The sequence below is a fragment of the Yersinia bercovieri ATCC 43970 genome (assembly GCF_013282745.1).
In the GTDB taxonomy this organism is placed as follows: Bacteria; Pseudomonadota; Gammaproteobacteria; order Enterobacterales; family Enterobacteriaceae; genus Yersinia; species Yersinia bercovieri.
Map to the genome: position 1 here is coordinate 89,346 of NZ_CP054044.1, position 21,474 is coordinate 110,819.

The window sequence follows — 21,474 nt, forward strand, 5'->3', positions numbered from 1 at the left end:
TTTGACCTCTATCCAAAAGCAAGCAAACAACTCTGTTGTAAGCGCTTGGCAGCAGGTTTTTTTTATGTTTACCATGGTAACCCCCAAGAGCATGACAGGAAGAGCGATTTTGCCGCAGCTTGATGAACATTATCTGGTCATTACCGCACTGGGTGCTGACCGCCCTGGGATCGTGAATACCATCACCCGCCATGTCAGTAGCTGCGGTTGTAATATTGAAGATAGCCGTCTGGCCATGTTCGGTGAAGAGTTCACATTTATTATGTTGCTTTCAGGCAGTTGGAATGCCATTACCCTGCTGGAATCAACTTTGCCGCAAAAAGGCGCAGAGCTTGATTTGCTGATTGTGATGAAGCGAACCAACGCCCAAGAGCAGAAAGCGATGCCGGCGACAGTATGGGTAAAAGTTGAAGTGAATGACTCCCCACATATTATTGAACGCTTTACCAACCTGTTTCATTGCCACAATATGAATATCGCGGAGTTGGTTTCCAAAACTCAACCGGCTGAAGGCGACACGCCTCCTCGGTTACATATCCAGATGAGTGCGCACAGCCCCGCCAGTCAAGACAGTTCGATAATTGAACACGCTTTTTATCAGCTATGTACAGAACTCAATGCACAAGGCAGTATTAGCGTTGTGAACTATCCACAACATGATTCACGAATGGAGAGTTAGTAATGAGCCCATTGAAAGCCGGTGATTTAGCGCCGAACTTTAGCTTGCCCGACCAAGATGGTGAGCAAATTAGTTTGGCCGACTTCCAGGGACAACGTGTCTTGGTCTATTTTTATCCTAAAGCCATGACACCGGGCTGTACTGTGCAGGCCTGTGGTCTGCGGGACAACATGGATGAATTGAAGAGCGCGGGGGTTGAAGTGCTGGGCATTAGCACTGATAAACCTGAAAAACTGTCACGTTTCGCGGAGAAAGAGCTGCTGAATTTCACTTTGCTGTCGGATGAAGATCATCAGGTTGCAGAGCAATTTGGCGTTTGGGGCGAAAAAAGTTTTATGGGTAAAACCTACGATGGTATCCACCGCATCAGCTTCTTAATTGATGCCGACGGCAAGGTGGAGCATGTGTTTGATAATTTCAAAACCACCAACCACCACGATATTGTGATGGACTATTTACGCCAAAGTGCCTAAGTGGTCGTATTTCCCATAAAAAGCAAAAAAGAGCGTTTAGGCGCTCTTTTTTATTGGCTCAACCTACTGTTTATTCAGTCAAAACAGCGCATCGCTTTCTGTTAATCAATCCGCTTCAAGAGCAAGCTCTTCCGGCCAGGCGTGGATAACGGCTTTGACCAAAGTCGCCAATGGGATAGCAAAGAATACCCCCCAAAAACCCCACATACCGCCGAAAATGATCACCGACAGAATAATCACCAGCGGATGTAGATTGACGGCTTCCGAGAACAAAACTGGCACCAATAAGTTGCCATCCAGCCCCTGCACCACCAGATAGGCGACAAAAAGGGTCCAGAAATCAGCACCAAGCCCCCACTGGAATAGCGCCACCAGCACCACCGGAATGGTAACAATCACCGCGCCAATATAGGGAATCAAAACCGAGAAACCGACCAACACCGCCAACAACAGCGAGTAATTCATGCCCATGATGAAGAACACTAAATAGGTGGCGATGCCGACAACAACCATCTCCACCACTTTGCCGCGAATATAGTTGGTAATCTGTTGGTTCATCTCCAGCCAAACCTGCCCGGCAAGGCCACGATTACGCGGCAGAACACGGCGCACTGCATTCAACATCTGCTCTTTGTCTTTGAGCAGGAAAAACAGCATCAGCGGCACTAAAATCAAATAGATCGCCAGTGTCAGCAAGCCGATTAATGAGGCCACCGAGAATTTAACCACGGATTCACCCATGCCGGAGAGCTTATTGCGCAGGTTTTCCGCCATCATATCGACGATACCGGCATCCACCAACGCGGGGTAGCGCGAGGGCAGTGTTTGAGCAAATGCGTTGAATTTATTTAGCATTTTCGGCATATCTGAGATCAGATTATTACCCTGTTGCCAGACCGTCGGTGCCACGACAAACACCGCTAACAGTGTGATACCACCAAAAACCACCAGTACAATAGTGGCGGCCCAAAGGCGTGAACAGCCAATGCGCTGTAATCGGGCAGTCGGCCACTCCAGCAGATAGGCCAATACGATTGCCGCCAGTAGCGGGGCCAAAATACCGCTGAAGAAATAGAGAATACAGAACCCAGCTAACAGAATAACCAGTAAAGCGATAACCTGCGGGTCGGTAAAACGGCGACGATACCACTGTAACAACAGCTCTAGCATCCGAAATTGCTCCTTAAATACCATGAGGAATCCGCAAATTAACGAACTCCTTAAACCGCCCCGCTCAGCAGAGGCACAACCCGAAGGTCAAATTTTTTGTCGGCTCTTCCATAACGCCATTGCCTAGGTATCCATTAAGTTATAACTATTTCTTTATACTCGCAGGCTGGCTAAGATAGTTATGAGTCTCAGCAATGGATGCTGAGCTTAGCTTTTGACCTATTTGAACCTATTTTTGTGATATAGCTCGCTTTCGTGATGATTGTACTGGAGAGCAGAGCAAGGAAGAAGAACTCTTACACATCTCGGAGTCTAATTGTCATTACATTGGCAGGGGCAGCTTCAGTTATGACTTATCGGTTGAGTAACACAGGTCGGTTTAATCAAACGGGCCGATTACGTAAGAGAGTGCTTGCAGCACTGCTCAGTAGCTTGCTGCTCACCAGCACAATACCCGCTAGCGCTGAGACACAAGACCTGCTGCCCGATATCGGGACTTCAGCCGGGGCGACCTTGAGCATCGATCAAGAACTGGCGATGGGGGATTTCTATGTCCGCCAAATGCGCGCCAGTACGCCACTGATATATGATCCGTTATTGACGCAATATATCAATACGCTGGGTAAGCGGCTGGTTGCCAATGCCAACTCAGTTCGCACCCCCTTCCATTTCTATCTGGTCAATAACGACCAGATTAACGCCTTTGCTTTCTTTGGTGGCAACGTGGTGCTCCACTCCGCGCTGTTCCGTTATACCGATAACGAAAGTGAGTTGGCATCAGTATTAGCCCATGAAATATCTCATGTCACTCAACGCCATTTGGCGCGAGCCATGGAAGAGCAGCAACGTATGGCCCCGTTGACATGGGTCGGGGTATTAGGCTCGATCCTGTTGACCATGGCCAGCCCACAAGCTGGTATGGCGGGCTTAAGTGGCACCCTGGCAGGCGCTCAGCAAGGTGTCATTAGCTTTACTCAGGGCAATGAGCAGGAAGCTGACCGCATTGGGATTCAAGTGCTGCAACGTTCGGGATTTGATCCGCAAGCCATGCCCAATTTCCTGCAAAAACTGGCCGATCAGTCACGATATGCGTCAAAACCGCCAGAAATGCTGCTGACTCACCCCTTACCCGATAGCCGGTTATCTGATGCACGTAACCGCGCCAACCAAATGAAGCCGCACCCTATCGCTTCATCACAAGATTATCTATTCGCCAAAGTTCGTATTCTGGGCATGTATGGTTCAACTGAAAATAGCCTGACCCCAGATCTGCTGGAAACCTTGAGCAAAGGCACGGTGCGCGAACAGTTGGCAGCCAAATATGGTCAGGCCATCTTGCTATATCAGGCCAAAAAATATGACGAAGCCCGTAATCAGTTACAGCCGCTGTTAACCCAGCAACCGGGCAATATTTGGTTCCTCGATTTGATGACCGATATTGATTTGGGGCAGAACAGAGCGACAGCAGCCATCTCTCGCCTACAAGCTGCCACCGCAAAACAGAATGATGAGCCGGTATTGCAACTCAATCTGGCCAACGCTTATGTTCAGGGTGGACAACCGGCTGCAGCCATCAAGATACTGCATCGCTACACTTTCACCAATCCGAACGACCCGAATGGTTGGGATCTATTGGCACAAGCGGCGGCGGCATTGAATTTACGTGATCAAGAATTGGCCGCCCGAGCGGAGAGTTTGGCATTAAGTGGCAAGCTGACACAGGCAATTGGCCTGCTTAGTGATGCCAGCGCGCGGGTGAAATTAGGAAGTCTGGAGCAGGCTCGCTATGACGCTCGTATTGACCAGCTACGCCAGTTGAATGAGCGCTTTCGTAAATACCAGAAAACCTAAGGAGAGTTACGATGAAAAATGTCACGATTTATCATAATCCGCGCTGCTCAAAAAGCCGCGAGACCCTTGCGTTAGTTGAACAACAGGGGATTAAGCCGCAGGTGATTCTGTATTTAGACACCCCGCCGTCAGTGGCGACATTAAAAGAGTTACTGCAACAGTTGGGCTTTAGTGATGCCCGGCAATTGATGCGCACCAAAGAGGAGCGCTACAAAGAGCTGAATCTGGCAGACCCGTCGCTGACACAAGAAAAATTGCTACAAATCATGAGCGAAAATCCCAAATTGATCGAGCGCCCAATTGTGGTTTATCAAGGGAAAGCGCGCATTGGCAGGCCGCCAGAGCAGGTATTGGACATTTTGCCGTGATTGAATCAAGACGAAAAGTGGCACGAATAAATCGGCTAACAACGCCTGGTCAACGTCGTTGGTGTTGCAGGAGTAAGTGAGTGACCGCAGCTAACAACCCTGCAACGTCAAGGATGCAGGGGATTACAGCCCGAGGATATCTTTCACAAAAGGAATAGTCAGCTTGCGCTGTGCGGTGATGGAAGCTCTATCAAGCTGATCCAGTGTCATAAATAGGGTGCGCATCTCCCGATCCAGTCGCTTTAGCAAAAAGCGGCCCACATCTTCCGGCAATTCAAAACCACGTAATTTGGCGCGCAGCTGCAAAGCCTGCAACTTTTCGTCATCAGATAGCGGCTGCAATTTATAGATCTGGCCCCAATCAAGACGAGAGGCTAAATCCGGCAAACCGAGATTTAACTGCCGTGGCGGGCGATCACCGGTGATCAGTAAACGGGTACGACCGGTTTCTACAATGCGGTTATAGAGATTAAACATCGCCATTTCCCACTGCTCATCACCGGCAATACACTCGATATTATCGATACAAACCAGCGCTAACTGCTCCATGCCGTCCAGCACTTCGGGTACAAAGTAGGCACGTTTATCCAGCGGGACATAGCCTACCGCCTCGCCTTGTTGCGATAGCTCCGCGCAAGCGGCATGTAACAGATGGCTACGGCCACCGCCTTCGCGCGACCAGAAATAGATGTAACTGCCGTGGGATTGATGAACAGCGGACTGGATCGCCGCTAATAGCGACGGGTTCTCACCCGGATAAAAACTGGCAAAAGTTTCATCATCGGGAAGATATAGTGGCAGTGAAAGCTGTGCCGGCGTATTCAGAAAAGCACCTCAACCAACAAAACGGGCGGGAAAACAGAGTCAGCTTAACACAAAAAGTAACAACAGCATAAAAACCTGATCTGGGATGAAATAGTGGCCGAACCGACAGATATGCGCTCCGCAGACAACAGCGGCTCGGCCAGATTTCACTTTTTAGTGCGCAGACTTATCTTCCGCTGCATCGAGAATCTCTTCTTCCGTGCGCAACAAGCTGATCACTTTGAACAGCAGGCTCAGACCAATACCGACCACTGTCGCCAGCGCCATGCCTTTAAGTTCAGTCGCGCCAATGTTCACTTTCGCGCCACTCACGCCGATTATCAAGATCACCGAGGTTAAAATCAGGTTTTGTGCCTTGTTATAGTCAACTTTTGACTCGATCAACACACGGATACCAGATGCCGCAATCACGCCGTATAACAGCAGTGAAACGCCGCCCATAACAGGAACAGGCACGGCCTGAATGGCAGCAGCAAGTTTACCGACACAAGAGAGCATAATCGCCAGAATCGCTGCACCACCGATAACCCAGGTGCTATAAACCCGGGTGATCGCCATTACCCCAATATTTTCGCCATAAGTGGTATTCGGCGTGGAGCCAAAGAAACCGGAGATCACTGTAGAAATACCGTTGGCAAACATCGAGCGATGCAGGCCGGGATCACGAATTAAATCTTTTTTCACGATATTGGCGGTCACCACCAGATGCCCAATATGCTCGGCAATCACCACCAGCGCCGCAGGCAAGATGGTCAGAATGGCGAACCACTCAAAACGGGGGGTATAGAAGGTCGGCAAAGCAAACCAATGGGCTTCGCTAATAGGTGTTAAATCAACCACACCCATCACGAATGACAAGGCATAACCCACCAATACACCAATCAGAATCGGGATAATGGCGAAGAAGCCACGGAACAGCACCGAACCTAAAATGGTCACCCCCAGGGTCACCATTGAGATGATGATGGTGGTTGAATCTACCGTCACCCCCTGTGCTGGCAGTAGTCCTGCCATTCCGGCAGCAACACCGGCTAACTCAAGGCCGATAACCGCGACAATCGCCCCCATCGCCGCCGGTGGAAATATCACATCCAACCAGCCAGTGCCGGCTTTTTTCACAATCAGCGCTACCAGGCAGAACAGCACGCCGCACATGATAAAACCGCCCAAGGCGACTTCATATCCCAATGGCAATAACAGTAAAACCGGTGAAATAAACGCAAAGCTGGAACCCAGATAAGCCGGGATCTTGCCCTTACAGATAAACAGATAGAGTAAGGTGCCAATGCCGTTGAACAGCAGCACTGTGGCCGGGTTAATCTTAAATAGGATAGGAACTAAAACTGTGGCACCGAACATGGCAAACAAATGTTGAAAACTCAGGGGGATCGTCTGGAGCAGCGGTGGACGCTCGCTGATGCCAATGGTGCGACGGCTCATTATCTCTATCCTCTTCAATGGTGTGATTTATGCTAAAAATTATTCAAAAAAAAGCCGACTATCGAGTCGGCTATCATCGTTTATTTTGTTCCGAAAATCTTATCACCGGCATCACCCAAACCTGGGATAATGTAGCCGTGTTCGTTTAGGCCCTGATCGATAGAGGCAGTGTATAGCTCAACGTCTGGATGCGCCTGTTCCAATGCTTTAATACCTTCCGGTGCCGCGACCAATACCAAGACTTTAATGCTCTGGCAGCCCGCTTTCTTCAGCAAATCAATGGTGGCAATCATCGAACCACCGGTTGCCAGCATTGGGTCAACCACTAACGCCATCCGCTCATTGATATTAGAAACCAGCTTCTGGAAGTAAGGTACTGGCTTTAGTGTCTCTTCATCACGATAGACACCCACCACACTGATGCGGGCGCTCGGTACATTTTCCAACACCCCTTCCATCATGCCCAAACCGGCACGCAAAATGGGCACCACAGTGATTTTCTTACCTTTAATCTGCTCAACTTCAACCGGCCCGTTCCAACCTTCGATGGTCACTTTTTCAGTTTCCAAATCGGCGGTTGCCACGTAAGTCAGCAAACTCCCCACTTCAGACGCTAACTCGCGAAAACGCTTCGTGCTGATATCATTTTCACGCATCAAACCAAGTTTATGTTTTACTAGCGGGTGTTTCACCTCAACGATCTTCATTATTTTTCTCCTGGTTAGGCGACTGGCGGCCAAAAAAATCGCGAGATTATACCGCCTTTTTTTTTGAACGCCACAATCAATAGCCTGATTCAGATCAATAGAAAATCATTATTAAGTCAAGAAAGCTAAAAATCAGCGTGATATCACAAGCTACTCGCAAACGTTTGCCTGCGCTGTTAGAATTGTCGCGTTTTCTTCCTATGCTTAAACCGCCAACCGCCGTGGGGACCTCGCAGTGACCAACAAAACCTCTCTCAGCTATAAAGACGCAGGTGTAGATATTGATGCCGGCAATGACCTTGTTGATCGCATAAAAGGTGTGGTTAAACAGACCCGTCGCCCAGAGGTCATGGGTGGATTGGGCGGCTTCGGTGCCCTGTGCGCTTTGCCGCAAAAATACCGTGAACCTATTTTAGTTTCAGGCACTGATGGCGTGGGCACCAAGCTGCGTCTGGCGATGGACCTGAAACGCCACGATACCATCGGTATCGATTTAGTGGCCATGTGTGTCAACGACCTGGTGGTTCAAGGAGCCGAACCACTGTTCTTCCTCGACTACTTCGCCACCGGTAAACTGGATGTGGATACTGCCGCCAGTGTCATTACCGGTATTGCCGAAGGGTGCAAACAGTCAGGTTGTGCGCTGGTCGGCGGCGAAACAGCCGAGATGCCGGGCATGTACCACGGCGAAGATTATGACGTTGCTGGCTTCTGTGTTGGCGTGGTCGAAAAATCTGAAATCATCGATGGCAGCAAAGTGACGCCCGGTGATGTGTTGGTGGCCTTAGGTGCCAGCGGCCCACACTCCAATGGTTATTCATTGGTTCGCAAAATTTTGGAAGTCAGCAACACCAATCCAGAACAGACACAGCTGGAAGGTAAATCCCTGGCCGACCATCTGCTGGAACCGACCAAAATCTACGTAAAATCTATTCTGAGCTTGATTGAACAACTTGATATTCATGCGATTGCTCACCTGACCGGTGGCGGCTTCTGGGAGAATATCCCACGGGTATTACCGCAAGGCACTCAAGCGGTTATCGATGAAGCTAGCTGGCAGTGGCCTGCGGTATTCAGCTGGTTGCAGCAAGCTGGCAATGTGAGCCGCCACGAAATGTACCGCACCTTTAACTGTGGTGTCGGCATGGTGGTTGCTCTCCCAGCGGAACTGGCAGATAGTGCCGTTGAGTTGCTGACAGCATCTGGCGAAAAAGCCTGGAAAATCGGGGTGATCGCAGCGGCAGTCGAAGGCGCTGAACAAGTTATTATCAATCCGTAATGATGATGAAAATTGTCGTTTTAGTCTCTGGTCAAGGAAGCAATCTACAGGCACTGATAGAGGCCCAGCAGCAAGGGCGCATTTCAGGCCAGATTAGCGCCGTATTCAGCAATAACCCTGCGGCTTATGGGTTAGAACGTGCCAAGCTGGCGGGTATCCCACACCATGGGTTGGATGCCAAAACCTTTGCTGATCGCGCCAGTTTTGATGCGGCATTGGCCCAAGCCATTGACCAGTATCAACCTGATTTGCTGGTACTGGCCGGTTATATGCGCATTCTTAGCCCCGTGTTTGTGCAGCACTATGCCGGGCGGATGTTGAATATCCACCCCTCCCTGCTGCCCAAGTATCCTGGCCTGCACACTCATCGGCAGGCACTGGAAAACGGCGATCAGGAACACGGCACTTCAGTACATTTTGTCACTGAGGAGCTGGATGGCGGCCCGGTGATTCTGCAAGCCAAAGTGCCCATTTTCAGTGATGACACCGAAGATGATGTTATCGAAAGAGTGCAAACTCAGGAACATAACATCTATCCGTTGGTGGTGAATTGGTTCACTGATGGCCGACTGACTATGGGTGATGACGCAGCCTGGCTGGATGGCAAGCGCTTACCTGCGCAAGGTTATGCGGCTGAAGAGTAGATTGATGCAATAACAGATAATAGTGCATTGATTAAGGGCGCTACCGTTTTGCGGTTAGCGCCTTTTTTATGCTTTATTCTTAATGCGTTATGCTAATTATCGCGCTCAGGTTATCGCCAAAGTCGCAGATCTCCCACTGCACCTTCAAGCATGAGAGTATATAATCGTTGTGGCAGCAGCCGCTGTCGCCCTATGAGGAATAAGCATGTCTACCACCAGCAGCGTCCGTTTACGCCCACTTGAACGGGATGATCTGCCGTTTGTCCATCAGTTAGATAACAATGCCAGTGTTATGCGCTATTGGTTTGAGGAGCCTTACGAGGCCTTTGTCGAACTCTCTGATCTCTACGATAAACATATTCATGACCAGAGTGAGCGCCGCTTTATTATTGAAAGTCAGGGCACAAAAGTAGGGCTGGTCGAGTTAGTTGAAATTAACCATATTCACCGCCGTGCTGAGTTTCAGATTATTATCGACCCCGCCCATCAGGGGAAAGGCCATGCTGGCACCGCAGCAAAACTGGCCATGGAATATGGTTTTTCTGTGCTGAATTTGTACAAACTTTATCTGATCGTGGATAAAGAGAATAAAAAAGCCATCCATATCTACAGCAAATTAGGTTTTGAAGTGGAAGGCGAACTGAAGCAGGAGTTCTTTATCAATGGTGAATACCGTACGGTGATTCGTATGTGCATTTTTCAGCCACAATATTTAGCTAAATATAAAACGCCATCGATAAAGAGTGCTTGATTTATACCCAAACAGGGGCCACACGGCCCCAATAGTGATTGGTAGAATCAATTCAACAAATTTAATAAAGTAATGTTATCACTCGCATTGATTTCATCTATTTTCCCTAATAAATACTCCTGTGATTTTCTGGTGTGTATTCTGAAAACACTGTATGAGTAAACAATATTGATTATGTCATCTTCACTTAGCGTGTTGTTGTATATGACAAAAGCACTGATAACTGATTTTATAATGAAAAAATCCATGACATAAGAATAAAACTCCTTGTCAATCTCATCAGTTTTATTCAGCGCAAACTGGTGATGATAGAAGTTATACAGAAAAAAGTTACTCAAAATATGGGGGTGTTGATTGAGCAAAGGCATAACTTTGCTATTCCAAGTCTCACTCAGTTCACTCATGCGTTTTTCAAGTTGATTGACATCCACGTCGTTCATTAAATGATGGATTAAAAAACCCATGTAATTAATCATCATTTTTCTCCCTCTGCTAGATAGGGAATTAACAATATGTCTTTGGAATGCCATTAAAAAATGCCAGCGCACATTAGCATTAAAAGGAATGCTGGTCATCTCCTCAGTCATACGGCCAGAGGTTAGCATATTTTTAATTGCTGCATAACCTTCAGATATTAATTGAGTTTTATCCTTAACAGCTTTATCGATACCCTGATAATAATGAATAAATACATTGGTTGCATAAATATTCTCTTCAATATTCTCCCGTGGAGTGGACATCAATTGATTACAATAATCATTAACCATCTTCCCTTCAGCGTGGATCTCTCTATTATTGAAGTAGTGCTGCTGGCTTATCTCTTCCTGATTAACAAGAAACGCATCTGGGCTAAATAATACTAATCGGGTAACTTCTGGGCAGGAGAGTGTCAGTGTATTAAATTTTTCAATTTTGTATTCATGGCTACTACGCGGATATGTGGAACAGGTTTTACTTAGTGCCTCACCACCTAAGCATTTATGAATCTCACACAAACGAGCCTTATCAAGATAAGGGCAATTACCGTCATCATCAAGACGTATTTCGGCCCAACTCTCTAGGCTATCTCGTGTCACCTTAATATTTTTTATTGCTATATTTCTGATATTTTGATTCTGACTACTCTTATATTTTCGGTACGTCTCTTTATCGATTTGGATGCTCCAACTATTACAGCAATGATCACGGCAGGCAGAACCGACACAACTAAAACGCTCTACAAACTTAGGTTGAGTAATTTGTAATTTTTTCACCGAATGAAATCCTATTAGTCACTGATTATTTAGCCATAACAAGCGACACAACAGGCTGTGGAATTAAATTTAATTTCACATTAGTAAGGATAATAACGGAAAATCATCGCTCATGGCATAAACAGTCAGTTGCTGCATAAAGCGCTGGCTTAAGCTGTCACTAGACTCACGGCAGGCATGGTAAGAGTAGACAATGCCAATCACGTCATCCTCAGCTAATTTCCCATACTCATTTACATGGGCCGTGATTAGCATTTTCAAATAAAAGAAGTCTATAATTTGTAGATTAAACGCAGCCACCGCAGATAATCCCCCGCCCATTGCCAATTGGTCATGATGAATGCGAAACAGAAAGTAGTTACGCAACACAGACGGATTCCCCATAAAAAAAGGCAGTGCATACTGCTGCCAGGCCGTCGTTAATTGCTGCCGAAAACTGTGGGATTCAATCTGTTCATCAGTGGAGTTGGTCAGTAGCCTATTGGTATAGGCCGTCAGTCTCTTTTTTCCTCGAACATCTGATAGCTGTGCCATAAAATTGTGCAGGCAATTTAATAACTCACCACGGATAACCGGATTATATTCTACGGCCATTAATTCATGGGCCGCTTGCCCGGTCTCTATGGAAGAAATTAATTTACTACGCAGGTTATCGATCTCAACCATGTTATTTCTGTTCACATCATTACAAGCTTGATAGCTGTGCAAGAAGCAATTTATTGCCCAAAGATTTTCTGCTATATCCACCTGCGGAATTGCTGCAATCGCCGCGCAAGCACGATTGACCAATCGCTCTTCGACAACAATATCCGGTGATTTAAAATAGTCATATTGATTAATAATCGAAAATCGCAGGGTTAATGCATCAGGCGAGAATAATACTTGCCGAGTGACCTCAGGACAGGAGAGTGACATACTTTTAATCTTTTGATTTTTATAGATATGTTCAACGCGAGGGTAAGTTGAACAGCGATTACCCAGCGCATTCACACCGGCATGTTTATAAATCTGACATAGTCGCTGTTCATCAAGAAAGGGGCAATTACCCTGACTATCGGGGCTAATATTGGCCCAAGAGGCGAGACTATCTTGAGTAACAGAGATATGAGTGATGGCAATACGTTTAATATCTGAGTAGGGGCTTTTAATGTATTTTTGATAGCGGTTTCTATCGAGTATGACATTCTGGCCTTTGCAACAGTGATCAAGACAGGCTGTACCCACACAACTAAATGTCTCCATAAAATCAGGCTGGGTTATCAATAGCTCTTTCACTTAACATTTCCATTTAATAGTTACTTTAATAACGAGCGACACGTAATAATGTAAACTTAAATGGTGAAAAATAAATACAGTGAAGACCCTAGCTCGAGCTAGCCTACGCCCTCCACGCGGAGCTAACCATAACGCCCGGTAATATAATCTTCCGTGCGGCGCTGATGAGGTGAGGTAAACAGAGCATCAGTATTGTTATATTCCACCAAACTCCCCTGATGAATAAAGGCGGTATAGTCTGACACCCGCGCAGCCTGCTGCATGTTATGGGTCACCAACACCACGGTATATTGCTGTTTTAGCGTGGTGATCAGCTCCTCAATGGTCAGCGTGGAGATAGGGTCAAGGGCCGATGTCGGTTCATCCAGCAACAAAACTTCTGGCTCGATCGCAATGGCCCTGGCGATAACTAAGCGCTGCTGTTGGCCGCTGGAGAGACGAAACGCATTCTCCCGCAAGCGGTCTTTCACCTCATGCCACAGCGCCGCCGCCCGCAGGGAGCGCTCAACGGCGTCATCAAGCAGCCGACGATCACGAATCCCCTGCAAGCGCAGGCCATAGACCACATTTTCATAGATTGATTTTGGGAATGGGTTAGGCCGTTGGAAGACCATGCCGACCCGCCGACGTAAGGCGGCCACATCGGTGGTTTTATCTGTGATGATTTCGCCACCCAAGCGGATTTCACCCTCAAGGCGGCAGTTATCCAGCAGATCATTCATGCGGTTAAAGCAGCGCAGCAATGTGGATTTGCCGCAACCAGACGGGCCAATCAGCGCAGTTACCCGGTGCTTAGGCACACAAAACGAAATATCGTGCAGCACCTGTTTGTCGCCATAGAATAAGTTGAGCTTTTCGACCGCCAGCGCCGTTTGCTCATCACTCAATTGCTGCACATCAAACAGTGGCAGCGCATCCGGCATCAAAAGTCCCATATTTCGTCCTGCGGGTTAAAAAGTTCAATCACAGCATTAAACCTCGGTACTTTTCGCGCAAATGGTGGCGAATGCCGATGGCCGCTAAATTAAGGCCAACCACGATGATCACCAGTAGCAATGCGATGGCGAAGACTAATGGGCGGGCGGCTTCCACATTGGGGCTTTGGAACGCCATATCGTAGATCTGGAAGCTTAAATGCATAAATTTACGTTCCAAATGCAGGAACGGGAAGATGCCATCTACCGGCAAGAGTGGCGCTGATTTTACCACGCCCACCAACATTAGCGGGGCGGTTTCACCCGCCGCCCGTGCTACAGCTAGAATCAGCCCGGTGATCATCGCCGGCGCTGCCATCGGCAACACGATGTGCCACAGTGTCTCGGCTTTACTGGCCCCCAGCGCTTGCGAGCCTTGTCGCAAACTGGCCGGAATGCGAGCCAGCCCCTCTTCGGTGGCGACAATCACCACCGGCAGCGTCAGTAGCGCCAGAGTCAAGGCCGCCCACAATACACCCGGCGTGCCAAATGTGGGGCTGGGTAGCGCCTCCGGATAAAAGAGTTTATCCAGTGAACCGCCGATAAAATAGACAAAGAATCCGAGGCCAAATACCCCATAGACAATGGATGGCACCCCCGCCAGATTCACCACGGAAATACGAATCATACGGGTCAGCCAGTTTTTACCCGCATACTCATGCAAATAGACCGCCGCAATCACCCCTAACGGCATGACGACAATCGACATCAGTATCACCATCAGCACAGTACCAAAAATAGCCGGGAAGACGCCGCCTTCGGTGCTGGCATTACGGGGATTATCGGTCAAAAATTGATGAACTTGTGCCAGCCAATGGCGCAATTTTTGCCCAAAACTCATCTCATTGGGATACCAGGCGCGGTTGATCTGGCTGAGCAACTGGGGGTGAATTTGCCCATTCATATCCCGCAGCAATAAGGTATAGCGATTCTGCTCAGTTTGCAGACCCCGCAATTTCTCTATCATCGCCTGATGGCGGCGCTGTAACTCGCCCCACTCCGCGTCAATGCTGTCTTGCGATTTACTGTCGAGCGAACCGGTCATTTGCAGACGTTTTTTCTGTAGCCGCAACGCCTCAAATTGCTGATTGAGCATATTTATCTGGCGGAACTGAATATCTTTCGACTGCCGAACCAGCCCCTGAATAACGGGAATACGCTTTTGCAGCTCCTGCGCCAAATCGTCGCCCACCAGTGGCTGGCCGTTATCCAGCATACCCGCGAGAAAACCGTAAGCGGTGCCACTGTTTTGCCGATCCAGTACCAACAGCTCTTTAGGTTGCGTGCGTTGTTGGATATCACTCTCCAGCAATCGATGAAAATCCTGCCCCTGAATCTCCCGATTGCCGGTTTTAATCAGATATCGGGTCACCGTCTCACCGGTTTGTGGCGGCAAAATCACCCCGGCCTGTTCGAGTTGTTGCCGTGGCAGCGACTGCTGCTGATAAATTTCGCCAATCACCCTGACCGGGCCGGCAGCCGTCTGCTTGAGTTCAAACAGATAAACCGGCGCGGGCCAAAAATAGCGCATCCCCTGCCCCGCCAGCAGCAATACTATCCCCAGTAGCGCCAATAGGCTGATACTCACGGCACTGGCGGTCAGCCAGATCCATGGCGAGCCGGAGGCAAACCACCTTTTGATAGTGCCTGCCGTCGTCATGCCATCCGCTCCATCTGATAGCGCTCACGCAGCCGTAACCGAATGGCCTCGGCGAGCGTGTTCACTAAAAACGTGAAGCAAAACAGCACCAACGCCGTCAAAAACAGCACCCGATAATGCCCACTGCCCACCACCGCTTCCGGCATCTCAATGGCGATATTGGCCGCCATCGCGCGCAGCCCCTGAAAAATGCTGCCATCAATAATTGGCGTGTTACCGGTCGCCATCAACACAATCATCGTCTCACCCACAGCACGACCAAAACCTATCATCAGGGCGGAGAAAATACCGGCGAAGGCCGAGGGCAACACCACTCGCACCAGGGTCTGCCAGGGGGTGGCCCCCAGCGCCAATGACCCCTGGCTTAGCGACGGCGGCACACTAAATAGGGCATCTTCCGCCAGTGAGAAAATGACCGGCACCAGTGCAAAGCCCATCGCCACCCCCACCACCAGCGCATTGCGCTGAGAGTAGTTGTCACCCAGCCACTCATGTAACGGCCCCCCCAGCGTCCACATCGATAGTTGCGGCCCCAACCACAATGCCAGCCACCCCGTCAGCAGAATAACTGGCAGCAGCACAATGGCATCCCAGCCCGCAGGCAGCCGCCACTGAGCCTTTTCTGCCAATCGGGTAGCGCCCCAGCCGGACAGAATGATGGTCAATGCCAGCAGTGGCGGTAGCAATAAAATGCCCGCCAGATAGTTTTCAATCACCGGAGCCAGCCAAATACCGGCAATCAAACCAATCACCACGGTCGGGAATGCCCCCATCATCTCAATGGCCGGTTTCACCACGCGCCGCAGACCCGCCGACATGAAATAGGCGGTGTAAATGGCCCCCGCCAATGCCAGTGGAATAGCAAATAACATGGCGTAACTGGCGGCCTTTAATGTGCCGAAAATGATCGGCACTAAGCTGAATTTGGCCTGATAGCTCTCTTCGGCTGAGCTTGATTGCCACACATAAGCCGGCTCCGGGTAATTCTCATACCACACCCGTTGCCATAAGCTGCGCCAACTGATGTCGGGATAGCGGTTATCCACCTGATAAAATGACCAACCGGCGGCACTCTCCACCAGCAGATTATCGCCCCAAGGGGAGAAGGCGGCATGAGTGATCCCCTTAGCCATTTTTTGTTGCAATAGCGGTGCGGATTGGATGCTAGAGAAGAGAGATAACTCCCCTTGTGGTGACAACGATGCAAAGACCCGCCGCCTACTTTCGGTGGTCAGTAACCCCTTGAGCGCTGGGGTAAAAGTGCGGATAGGGGTTAAGTGGAACAGGTTATCCTGCGCTTTGCGTACATCAAACCATTGGGTTAACTGGCCATCTGGCGATTGCACCAACAGGGATTTTCCGCCCGCCAATATAGCGAGGGTTAAGGGGCCATCAGCGGCATGCTTATCATTTCGCAACGACACCACCTCGCGCAGTGTCAGTTCGGCGCCCAATTGGTAGATGTACAGCTGATTGCCCGCTAACAGATAGAGCAAGCGCCCGTCAGGGGCCAATAACAGCTGATCGGCCCTCGGCACCTCCGTCAGTTCGCTGACTTGCTGGCCCTGCGCAGTAAAGGTTCCGGCCAGCAAGCGGCCATCCTCAGTCATGGCGGCCAGGGTAAATTGTTGTGGTTGCGGCTCCGCCAGCACCAAATGGTGTAAGCGCTGGCCTCGCAAATCCAAAAAGCGCGGTTGCTCACCCAGTGGAAATTGCCAGCGCGGTGGTGTGGCCGAGAGATCAGGTTGCAGCAGCAGCAGCCGCCCATTGCTCAAACCGACCCCATATAGCGGTTGCCCCCCTGCCGCGCGGCTAATTGATATCGGCGGTGGTGATAATATCTGTTCACTGATTAGGCTGCCAGCGGGGGACTCCCCCTGTGCATTGAGCCGAATAAAGTATCCTTTGCCCTGATTATCAATGCGATAGGCCACCTGCCCTTGAGTATCAAGGCCGAGCAGCGCGGTGGGTGCACTACGATTGACCGCAAATTCATTATGCAAGCTGACGGTGGCGGGCTTAAACAGAGGGAAGACGGCGTACAATAAATAAACGAAAATCAGCATCAGAGTCAGCAACACCAGCAAGCCACTGCCTGTCACCATCATGCGCACCAGACGATCAATGACAGCCCGGCGCTTATCTCTCCCTGATGGTGTTACTACGCCCACTTGCTGCTGCATCTTTGATTGCCCCATGCCCTTACGCCATATCCGCCTATGTTATCACTCCGGCCACAATTTATGGCTATAACATAGCGCCAGATGACCGAGCATTTTATGTCACTTTTGTGGCATTTGCATGACAATGTTTGCCACACCCGCCCAACATCTGTGCGCTATTTACCTGACAATAGGTTTGATGTTTACCTAATAAAGTTAACTAATGATATCTGTTGGACTTTCTTATCATTCTTTCGCAATAATGATTACGGACACTAAATACTCCCACAATAATCTTACTGGAGTTGCAATGGGTCAGGAAAAGCTCTACATCGAGAAAGAACTCAGCTGGTTAGCCTTTAATGAGCGGGTATTGCAAGAAGCAGCGGATAAGAGCAATCCACTCATTGAGCGGATGCGATTCCTTGGCATTTACTCCAATAATTTGGATGAATTCTATAAAGTCCGTTTCGCCGATCTGAAGCGGCGAATTTTAATTAGCGAAGAGCAAGGCTCTGCCGTGACCTCGCGCCATTTGCTGAAAAAAATTCAGAACAAAGTGGTGAAGGCCGACCAGGAATTTGATGGGCTGTATAATGATCTTTTGCTGGAGATGGCACGTAATCAGATCTTCCTGATTAATGAGCGGCAAATTTCTGAGAATCAGCAAGTCTGGCTAAAGCTCTATTTTAAGCAGCATCTACGCCAGCACATCACACCGATTCTGATTAACCATGACACCAATCTGGTGCAGTTTTTAAAAGACGATTATACCTATTTGGCAGTGGAAATTATCCGTGGTCAGGATATTGCCTATGCCCTGCTGGAAATCCCTTCGGATAAAGTGCCGCGCTTCGTTAATTTACCACCGGAAGCACCTCGCCGCCGAAAGCCAATGATATTACTTGATAATATATTGCGCTATTGCCTCGATGAGATCTTCAAAGGCTTCTTTGATTACGATGCGCTGAATGCCTATTCGATGAAGATGACCCGCGATGCCGAATATGATTTGGTCACTGAGATGGAGTCCAGCCTGCTGGAACTGATGTCATCGAGCCTGAAACAGCGCCTGACGGCAGAGCCGGTACGCTTTGTTTATCAACGTGATATGCCCAACGAAATGGTGGAGTTACTGCGCGGCAAGCTCGGTATCTCTAACGATGATTCCGTGATCGCCGGCGGCCGTTATCATAATTTCAAAGATTTTATTAGCTTCCCCAATGTCGGTAAAAGCAATCTGGTGAACAAACTCATGCCGCGTCTGCGCCATGTTTGGTTTGATAAATTCCGCAACGGCTTTGATGCTATTCGTGAACAGGATGTACTGCTCTACTATCCGTATCACACCTTTGAGCACGTATTAGAACTGCTGCGCCAGGCATCATTTGATCCCAGTGTCTTGGCGATTAAAATCAATATTTATCGGGTCGCCAAAGATTCACGTATTATTGAATCGATGATCCATGCCGCCCATAATGGCAAAAAAGTCACGGTGGTGGTGGAGTTACAGGCGCGTTTCGATGAAGAAGCTAATATTCATTGGGCCAAAAGCCTGACCGCTGCGGGTGTACACGTTATTTTCTCCGCGCCGGGCCTGAAGATCCACGCCAAATTATTCCTTATTTCCCGCCTTGAAGGCGATGAAATCGTGCGCTATGCCCATATTGGCACCGGTAATTTTAACGAAAAAACCGCGCGGATTTATACCGACTACTCACTACTGACGGCCGATGCACGTATCACCAATGAAGTGCGGCGCGTATTTAACTTTATTGAGAATCCATACCGCCCGGTGAAGTTTGATAATCTGATGGTGTCACCACAAAACTCGCGCATCATGCTCTATCAATTGATTGACCAGGAAATTATTCATGCTCAGGCGGGGGAAAGCGCGGGAATTTCACTGAAAATAAATAATTTAGTGGATAAAGGGCTGGTAGATAGGTTATATAGCGCCTCCAGTGCCGGGGTGAAGGTTCGATTATTAGTGCGCGGAATGTGTTCATTAATCCCCAATATGCCGGGGATCAGCGATAATATTCAGGTCACCAGCATCGTTGACCGCTTCTTAGAGCATGACCGGGTCTACGTCTTCGATAATAAAGGCGACAAACTGGTGTATCTCTCCTCCGCTGACTGGATGACCCGCAATATTGATTACCGTATCGAAGTCGCGGTCTCGCTGCTTGATCCAAAATTAAAGCAGCGGGTGCTGGATATTTTAGAGCTGCTATTTAACGACACGGTAAAAGCCCGTTATATTGATAAAGAACTGAGTAATCGTTATGTACCGCGTGGCAACAGGCGCAAAGTACGTGCACAGATTGCCATCTATGATTATTTAAAAGCGCTGGAACAACCAGAGCAGTAGGGCGAAAATTATGCCGCTAACCAATAATTCGACTACCACCAAACCGCAGGAAATTGCGGCTATCGACTTGGGATCTAACAGTTTCCATATGGTGATCGCCCGCGTCGTCAACGGCGCGTTGCAAGTTTTAGGCCGCCTAAAGCAGCGGGTGCATCTGGCTGATGGTCTGGATAGCAATAATATGCTCAGCGAAGAGGCCATTGAGCGGGGTCTGGCCTGTCTGGCACTGTTTGCTGAGCGCCTACAGGGTTTCTCACCGGACAACGTCTGTATCGTCGGCACCCATTCACTGCGCCAGGCAGCGAATGCGGAAACCTTCCTCAAACGCGCCGCTGAGGTGATCCCTTACCCCATCGAAATCATCTCCGGTCAGGAAGAGGCGCGTCTGATTTTCATGGGCGTCGAGCATACTCAGCCGGAGAAAGGCCGCAAGCTGGTGATTGACATTGGTGGTGGCTCCACTGAGTTAGTGATTGGTGAAGACTTTGAACCGCTGCTGGTAGAGAGCCGCCGCATGGGCTGCGTCAGCTTTGCCCAGCAGTTCTTCCCCCATGGCGAAATCAGCAAAACCAACTTCAAGCGCGCCCGTCTGGCGGCGGCCCAAAAGCTGGAAAATCTGGCGTGGCAATACCGAATTCAAGGCTGGCAGTATGCGCTAGGCGCATCTGGCACCATTAAAGCCACCTACGAAGTGCTGGTGGAGATGGGCGAGAAAGATGGCTTAATCACGCCGGAACGGCTCGAAATGCTGGTGGAGCAAGTGCTGCAATTCAAACACTTCTCGGCCCTGAGCCTGCCGGGGCTATCAGAAGATCGCCAATCGGTATTTGTTCCGGGTCTGGCTATTTTGTGTGGTGTGTTCGATGCATTAGCTGTCAAAGAGTTACGTTTATCGGATGGCGCGCTACGCGAAGGTGTGCTGTATGAAATGGAAGGCCGTTTCCGCCATCAGGATATCCGTCAGCGCACTGCCAAAAGCCTGGCGGAGCACTATAATATTGATCGCGAACAGGCCCGCCGGGTGCTGGAGACAACCGAGCAACTCTATACCCAGTGGCTGGCACAGAATACTAAGCTGGTACAACCGCAGCTTGAAGCCTTGCTGAAATGGGCGGCAATGCTGCACGAAGTGGGCCTGAGCATTAATCACAGCGGGATGCATCGCCACTCTGCCTATATTCTGCAAAACACCAACTTGCCGGGCTTCAATCAAGAGCAGCAATTGCTGTTAGCAACGCTGGTTCGTATGCATCGTAAAGGCATTAAGCTGGATGAGCTGCCGCGCTTGAATTTATTCAAGAAAAAGTATTATTTGCCGTTAATTCAATTATTGCGGCTGAGTACCTTGCTCAACAATCAGCGCCAATCGACCACCACACCAGAAAGTCTGCGGTTGATAACCGATGATAGCCACTGGACATTGCGCTTCCCTGCGGGTTATCTGGCACAAAATAATCTGGTGCAACTGGATTTTGAACGCGAGCAGGCATACTGGGATGACGTGGTCGGCTGGAAGTTGATCATCGAAGAAGAGGCACCGGAACAGGCAAATAACGCAGCACCAGCGGCCTAAATAGAGTGATTCGGGT

At 49.2% G+C, this 21,474-nt stretch carries 18 protein-coding genes; 9 read left to right on the forward strand and 9 right to left on the reverse strand.

Features of this window, described 5'->3' with window-relative positions; translation table 11 throughout:
- Nucleotides 1-109 precede the first annotated feature (109 nt).
- Both HRK25_RS00535 and bcp read left to right on the forward strand, forming a co-directional pair.
- Complete coding sequence (locus HRK25_RS00535) at nucleotides 110-679, forward strand: glycine cleavage system transcriptional repressor (protein ID WP_032897478.1); 570 nt, start codon at nucleotides 110-112, stop codon at nucleotides 677-679.
- A 2-nt stretch (nucleotides 680-681) separates the two neighbouring features.
- Nucleotides 682-1,152 carry a thioredoxin-dependent thiol peroxidase gene (gene bcp / locus HRK25_RS00540; protein WP_005273287.1) on the forward strand — a complete coding sequence of 157 codons (471 nt, stop codon included), beginning with the start codon at nucleotides 682-684 and terminating at the stop codon, nucleotides 1,150-1,152.
- 105 nt (nucleotides 1,153-1,257) lie between these two features.
- Here bcp and HRK25_RS00545 read toward each other — a convergent pair whose 3' ends face one another.
- The gene (locus HRK25_RS00545; RefSeq protein ID WP_032897476.1) at nucleotides 1,258-2,322 is read right to left on the reverse strand and encodes an AI-2E family transporter; all 1,065 of its coding nucleotides are present in this window, start codon (nucleotides 2,320-2,322) and stop codon (nucleotides 1,258-1,260) included.
- A gap of 348 nt (nucleotides 2,323-2,670) precedes the next feature.
- Between HRK25_RS00545 and bepA the strand changes: the two genes are divergently transcribed.
- Both bepA and arsC read left to right on the forward strand, forming a co-directional pair.
- Complete coding sequence (gene bepA, locus HRK25_RS00550) at nucleotides 2,671-4,173, forward strand: beta-barrel assembly-enhancing protease (protein WP_032897473.1); 1,503 nt, start codon at nucleotides 2,671-2,673, stop codon at nucleotides 4,171-4,173.
- A gap of 11 nt (nucleotides 4,174-4,184) precedes the next feature.
- On the forward strand, nucleotides 4,185-4,541 hold the full coding sequence (arsC, locus tag HRK25_RS00555) for an arsenate reductase (glutaredoxin) (RefSeq protein WP_005273282.1): 357 nt from the start codon (nucleotides 4,185-4,187) through the stop codon (nucleotides 4,539-4,541).
- A 123-nt stretch (nucleotides 4,542-4,664) separates the two neighbouring features.
- On the opposite strand, the gene hda is transcribed toward arsC, so the two are convergent.
- The 3 genes from hda to upp form a co-directional block, all read right to left on the reverse strand.
- Nucleotides 4,665-5,366, reverse strand: coding sequence for a DnaA inactivator Hda (gene hda / locus HRK25_RS00560; RefSeq protein ID WP_032897470.1), 702 nt, complete (start codon nucleotides 5,364-5,366; stop codon nucleotides 4,665-4,667).
- A gap of 153 nt (nucleotides 5,367-5,519) precedes the next feature.
- Entirely contained in the window at nucleotides 5,520-6,806 is a 1,287-nt protein-coding gene (uraA, locus tag HRK25_RS00565; RefSeq protein WP_005273277.1) for a uracil permease, read from the reverse strand.
- A gap of 80 nt (nucleotides 6,807-6,886) precedes the next feature.
- The gene (gene upp / locus HRK25_RS00570) at nucleotides 6,887-7,513 is read right to left on the reverse strand and encodes a uracil phosphoribosyltransferase (RefSeq protein ID WP_032897468.1); all 627 of its coding nucleotides are present in this window, start codon (nucleotides 7,511-7,513) and stop codon (nucleotides 6,887-6,889) included.
- Between the two features lie 235 nt (nucleotides 7,514-7,748).
- Here upp and purM point away from each other — a divergent pair, with 235 nt between their 5' ends.
- From purM to speG, 3 genes are all read left to right on the forward strand, one after another.
- Nucleotides 7,749-8,792: a phosphoribosylformylglycinamidine cyclo-ligase gene (gene purM / locus HRK25_RS00575; RefSeq protein WP_005273274.1), complete on the forward strand. Its 1,044-nt coding sequence runs from the start codon at nucleotides 7,749-7,751 to the stop codon at nucleotides 8,790-8,792.
- A 2-nt stretch (nucleotides 8,793-8,794) separates the two neighbouring features.
- Nucleotides 8,795-9,436 (forward strand): phosphoribosylglycinamide formyltransferase, encoded by a 642-nt coding sequence (gene purN, locus HRK25_RS00580; protein WP_032897526.1) that lies wholly within the window; start codon nucleotides 8,795-8,797, stop codon nucleotides 9,434-9,436.
- 205 nt (nucleotides 9,437-9,641) lie between these two features.
- Entirely contained in the window at nucleotides 9,642-10,187 is a 546-nt protein-coding gene (gene speG / locus HRK25_RS00585; RefSeq protein ID WP_004876820.1) for a spermidine N1-acetyltransferase, read from the forward strand.
- Between the two features lie 47 nt (nucleotides 10,188-10,234).
- Here the strand turns inward: speG and fliB (HRK25_RS00590) are convergent, their stop codons facing one another.
- The 5 genes from fliB (HRK25_RS00590) to HRK25_RS00610 all read right to left on the reverse strand — a co-directional run bounded on the left by fliB (HRK25_RS00590) (nucleotide 10,235) and on the right by HRK25_RS00610 (nucleotide 17,547).
- Nucleotides 10,235-11,440: a flagellin lysine-N-methylase gene (fliB, locus tag HRK25_RS00590; RefSeq protein ID WP_005273270.1), complete on the reverse strand. Its 1,206-nt coding sequence runs from the start codon at nucleotides 11,438-11,440 to the stop codon at nucleotides 10,235-10,237.
- Nucleotides 11,441-11,515: 75 nt separating this feature from the next.
- Nucleotides 11,516-12,715 (reverse strand): flagellin lysine-N-methylase, encoded by a 1,200-nt coding sequence (fliB, locus tag HRK25_RS00595; protein ID WP_005273267.1) that lies wholly within the window; start codon nucleotides 12,713-12,715, stop codon nucleotides 11,516-11,518.
- Between the two features lie 122 nt (nucleotides 12,716-12,837).
- Nucleotides 12,838-13,650, reverse strand: a complete 813-nt coding sequence (pstB, locus tag HRK25_RS00600; protein ID WP_032897464.1) for a phosphate ABC transporter ATP-binding protein PstB — start codon at nucleotides 13,648-13,650, stop codon at nucleotides 12,838-12,840.
- A gap of 28 nt (nucleotides 13,651-13,678) precedes the next feature.
- A complete protein-coding gene (gene pstA, locus HRK25_RS00605) occupies nucleotides 13,679-15,349 on the reverse strand; it encodes a phosphate ABC transporter permease PstA (protein ID WP_081444611.1) in 1,671 nt (556 codons plus the stop codon).
- A complete protein-coding gene (locus HRK25_RS00610; RefSeq protein WP_032897462.1) occupies nucleotides 15,346-17,547 on the reverse strand; it encodes an ABC transporter permease subunit in 2,202 nt (733 codons plus the stop codon). Before HRK25_RS00610 ends, pstA begins: the two co-directional genes overlap by 4 nt.
- A 274-nt stretch (nucleotides 17,548-17,821) precedes the next feature.
- Here HRK25_RS00610 and ppk1 point away from each other — a divergent pair, with 274 nt between their 5' ends.
- Nucleotides 17,822-19,885 (forward strand): polyphosphate kinase 1, encoded by a 2,064-nt coding sequence (gene ppk1 / locus HRK25_RS00615; RefSeq protein WP_005273254.1) that lies wholly within the window; start codon nucleotides 17,822-17,824, stop codon nucleotides 19,883-19,885.
- Between the two features lie 10 nt (nucleotides 19,886-19,895).
- Entirely contained in the window at nucleotides 19,896-21,458 is a 1,563-nt protein-coding gene (ppx, locus tag HRK25_RS00620; RefSeq protein ID WP_005273251.1) for an exopolyphosphatase, read from the forward strand.
- Nucleotides 21,459-21,474: the final 16 nt, after the last annotated feature.

What these genes read in the sequence shown, in the direction of transcription:
- bcp (WP_005273287.1), top strand. Translation starts at nt 682, where the DNA reads ATGAGCCCATTGAAAGCCGGTGATTTAGCGCCGAACTTTAGCTTGCCC.
- HRK25_RS00545 (WP_032897476.1), bottom strand. Translation starts at nt 2,322, where the DNA reads ATGCTAGAGCTGTTGTTACAGTGGTATCGTCGCCGTTTTACCGACCCG.
- bepA (WP_032897473.1), top strand. Translation starts at nt 2,671, where the DNA reads ATGACTTATCGGTTGAGTAACACAGGTCGGTTTAATCAAACGGGCCGA.
- arsC (WP_005273282.1), top strand. Translation starts at nt 4,185, where the DNA reads ATGAAAAATGTCACGATTTATCATAATCCGCGCTGCTCAAAAAGCCGC.
- uraA (WP_005273277.1), bottom strand. Translation starts at nt 6,806, where the DNA reads ATGAGCCGTCGCACCATTGGCATCAGCGAGCGTCCACCGCTGCTCCAG.
- upp (WP_032897468.1), bottom strand. Translation starts at nt 7,513, where the DNA reads ATGAAGATCGTTGAGGTGAAACACCCGCTAGTAAAACATAAACTTGGT.
- purN (WP_032897526.1), top strand. Translation starts at nt 8,795, where the DNA reads ATGATGAAAATTGTCGTTTTAGTCTCTGGTCAAGGAAGCAATCTACAG.
- speG (WP_004876820.1), top strand. Translation starts at nt 9,642, where the DNA reads ATGTCTACCACCAGCAGCGTCCGTTTACGCCCACTTGAACGGGATGAT.
- pstB (WP_032897464.1), bottom strand. Translation starts at nt 13,650, where the DNA reads ATGGGACTTTTGATGCCGGATGCGCTGCCACTGTTTGATGTGCAGCAA.
- pstA (WP_081444611.1), bottom strand. Translation starts at nt 15,349, where the DNA reads ATGACGACGGCAGGCACTATCAAAAGGTGGTTTGCCTCCGGCTCGCCA.
- HRK25_RS00610 (WP_032897462.1), bottom strand. Translation starts at nt 17,547, where the DNA reads ATGGGGCAATCAAAGATGCAGCAGCAAGTGGGCGTAGTAACACCATCA.
- ppk1 (WP_005273254.1), top strand. Translation starts at nt 17,822, where the DNA reads ATGGGTCAGGAAAAGCTCTACATCGAGAAAGAACTCAGCTGGTTAGCC.
- ppx (WP_005273251.1), top strand. Translation starts at nt 19,896, where the DNA reads ATGCCGCTAACCAATAATTCGACTACCACCAAACCGCAGGAAATTGCG.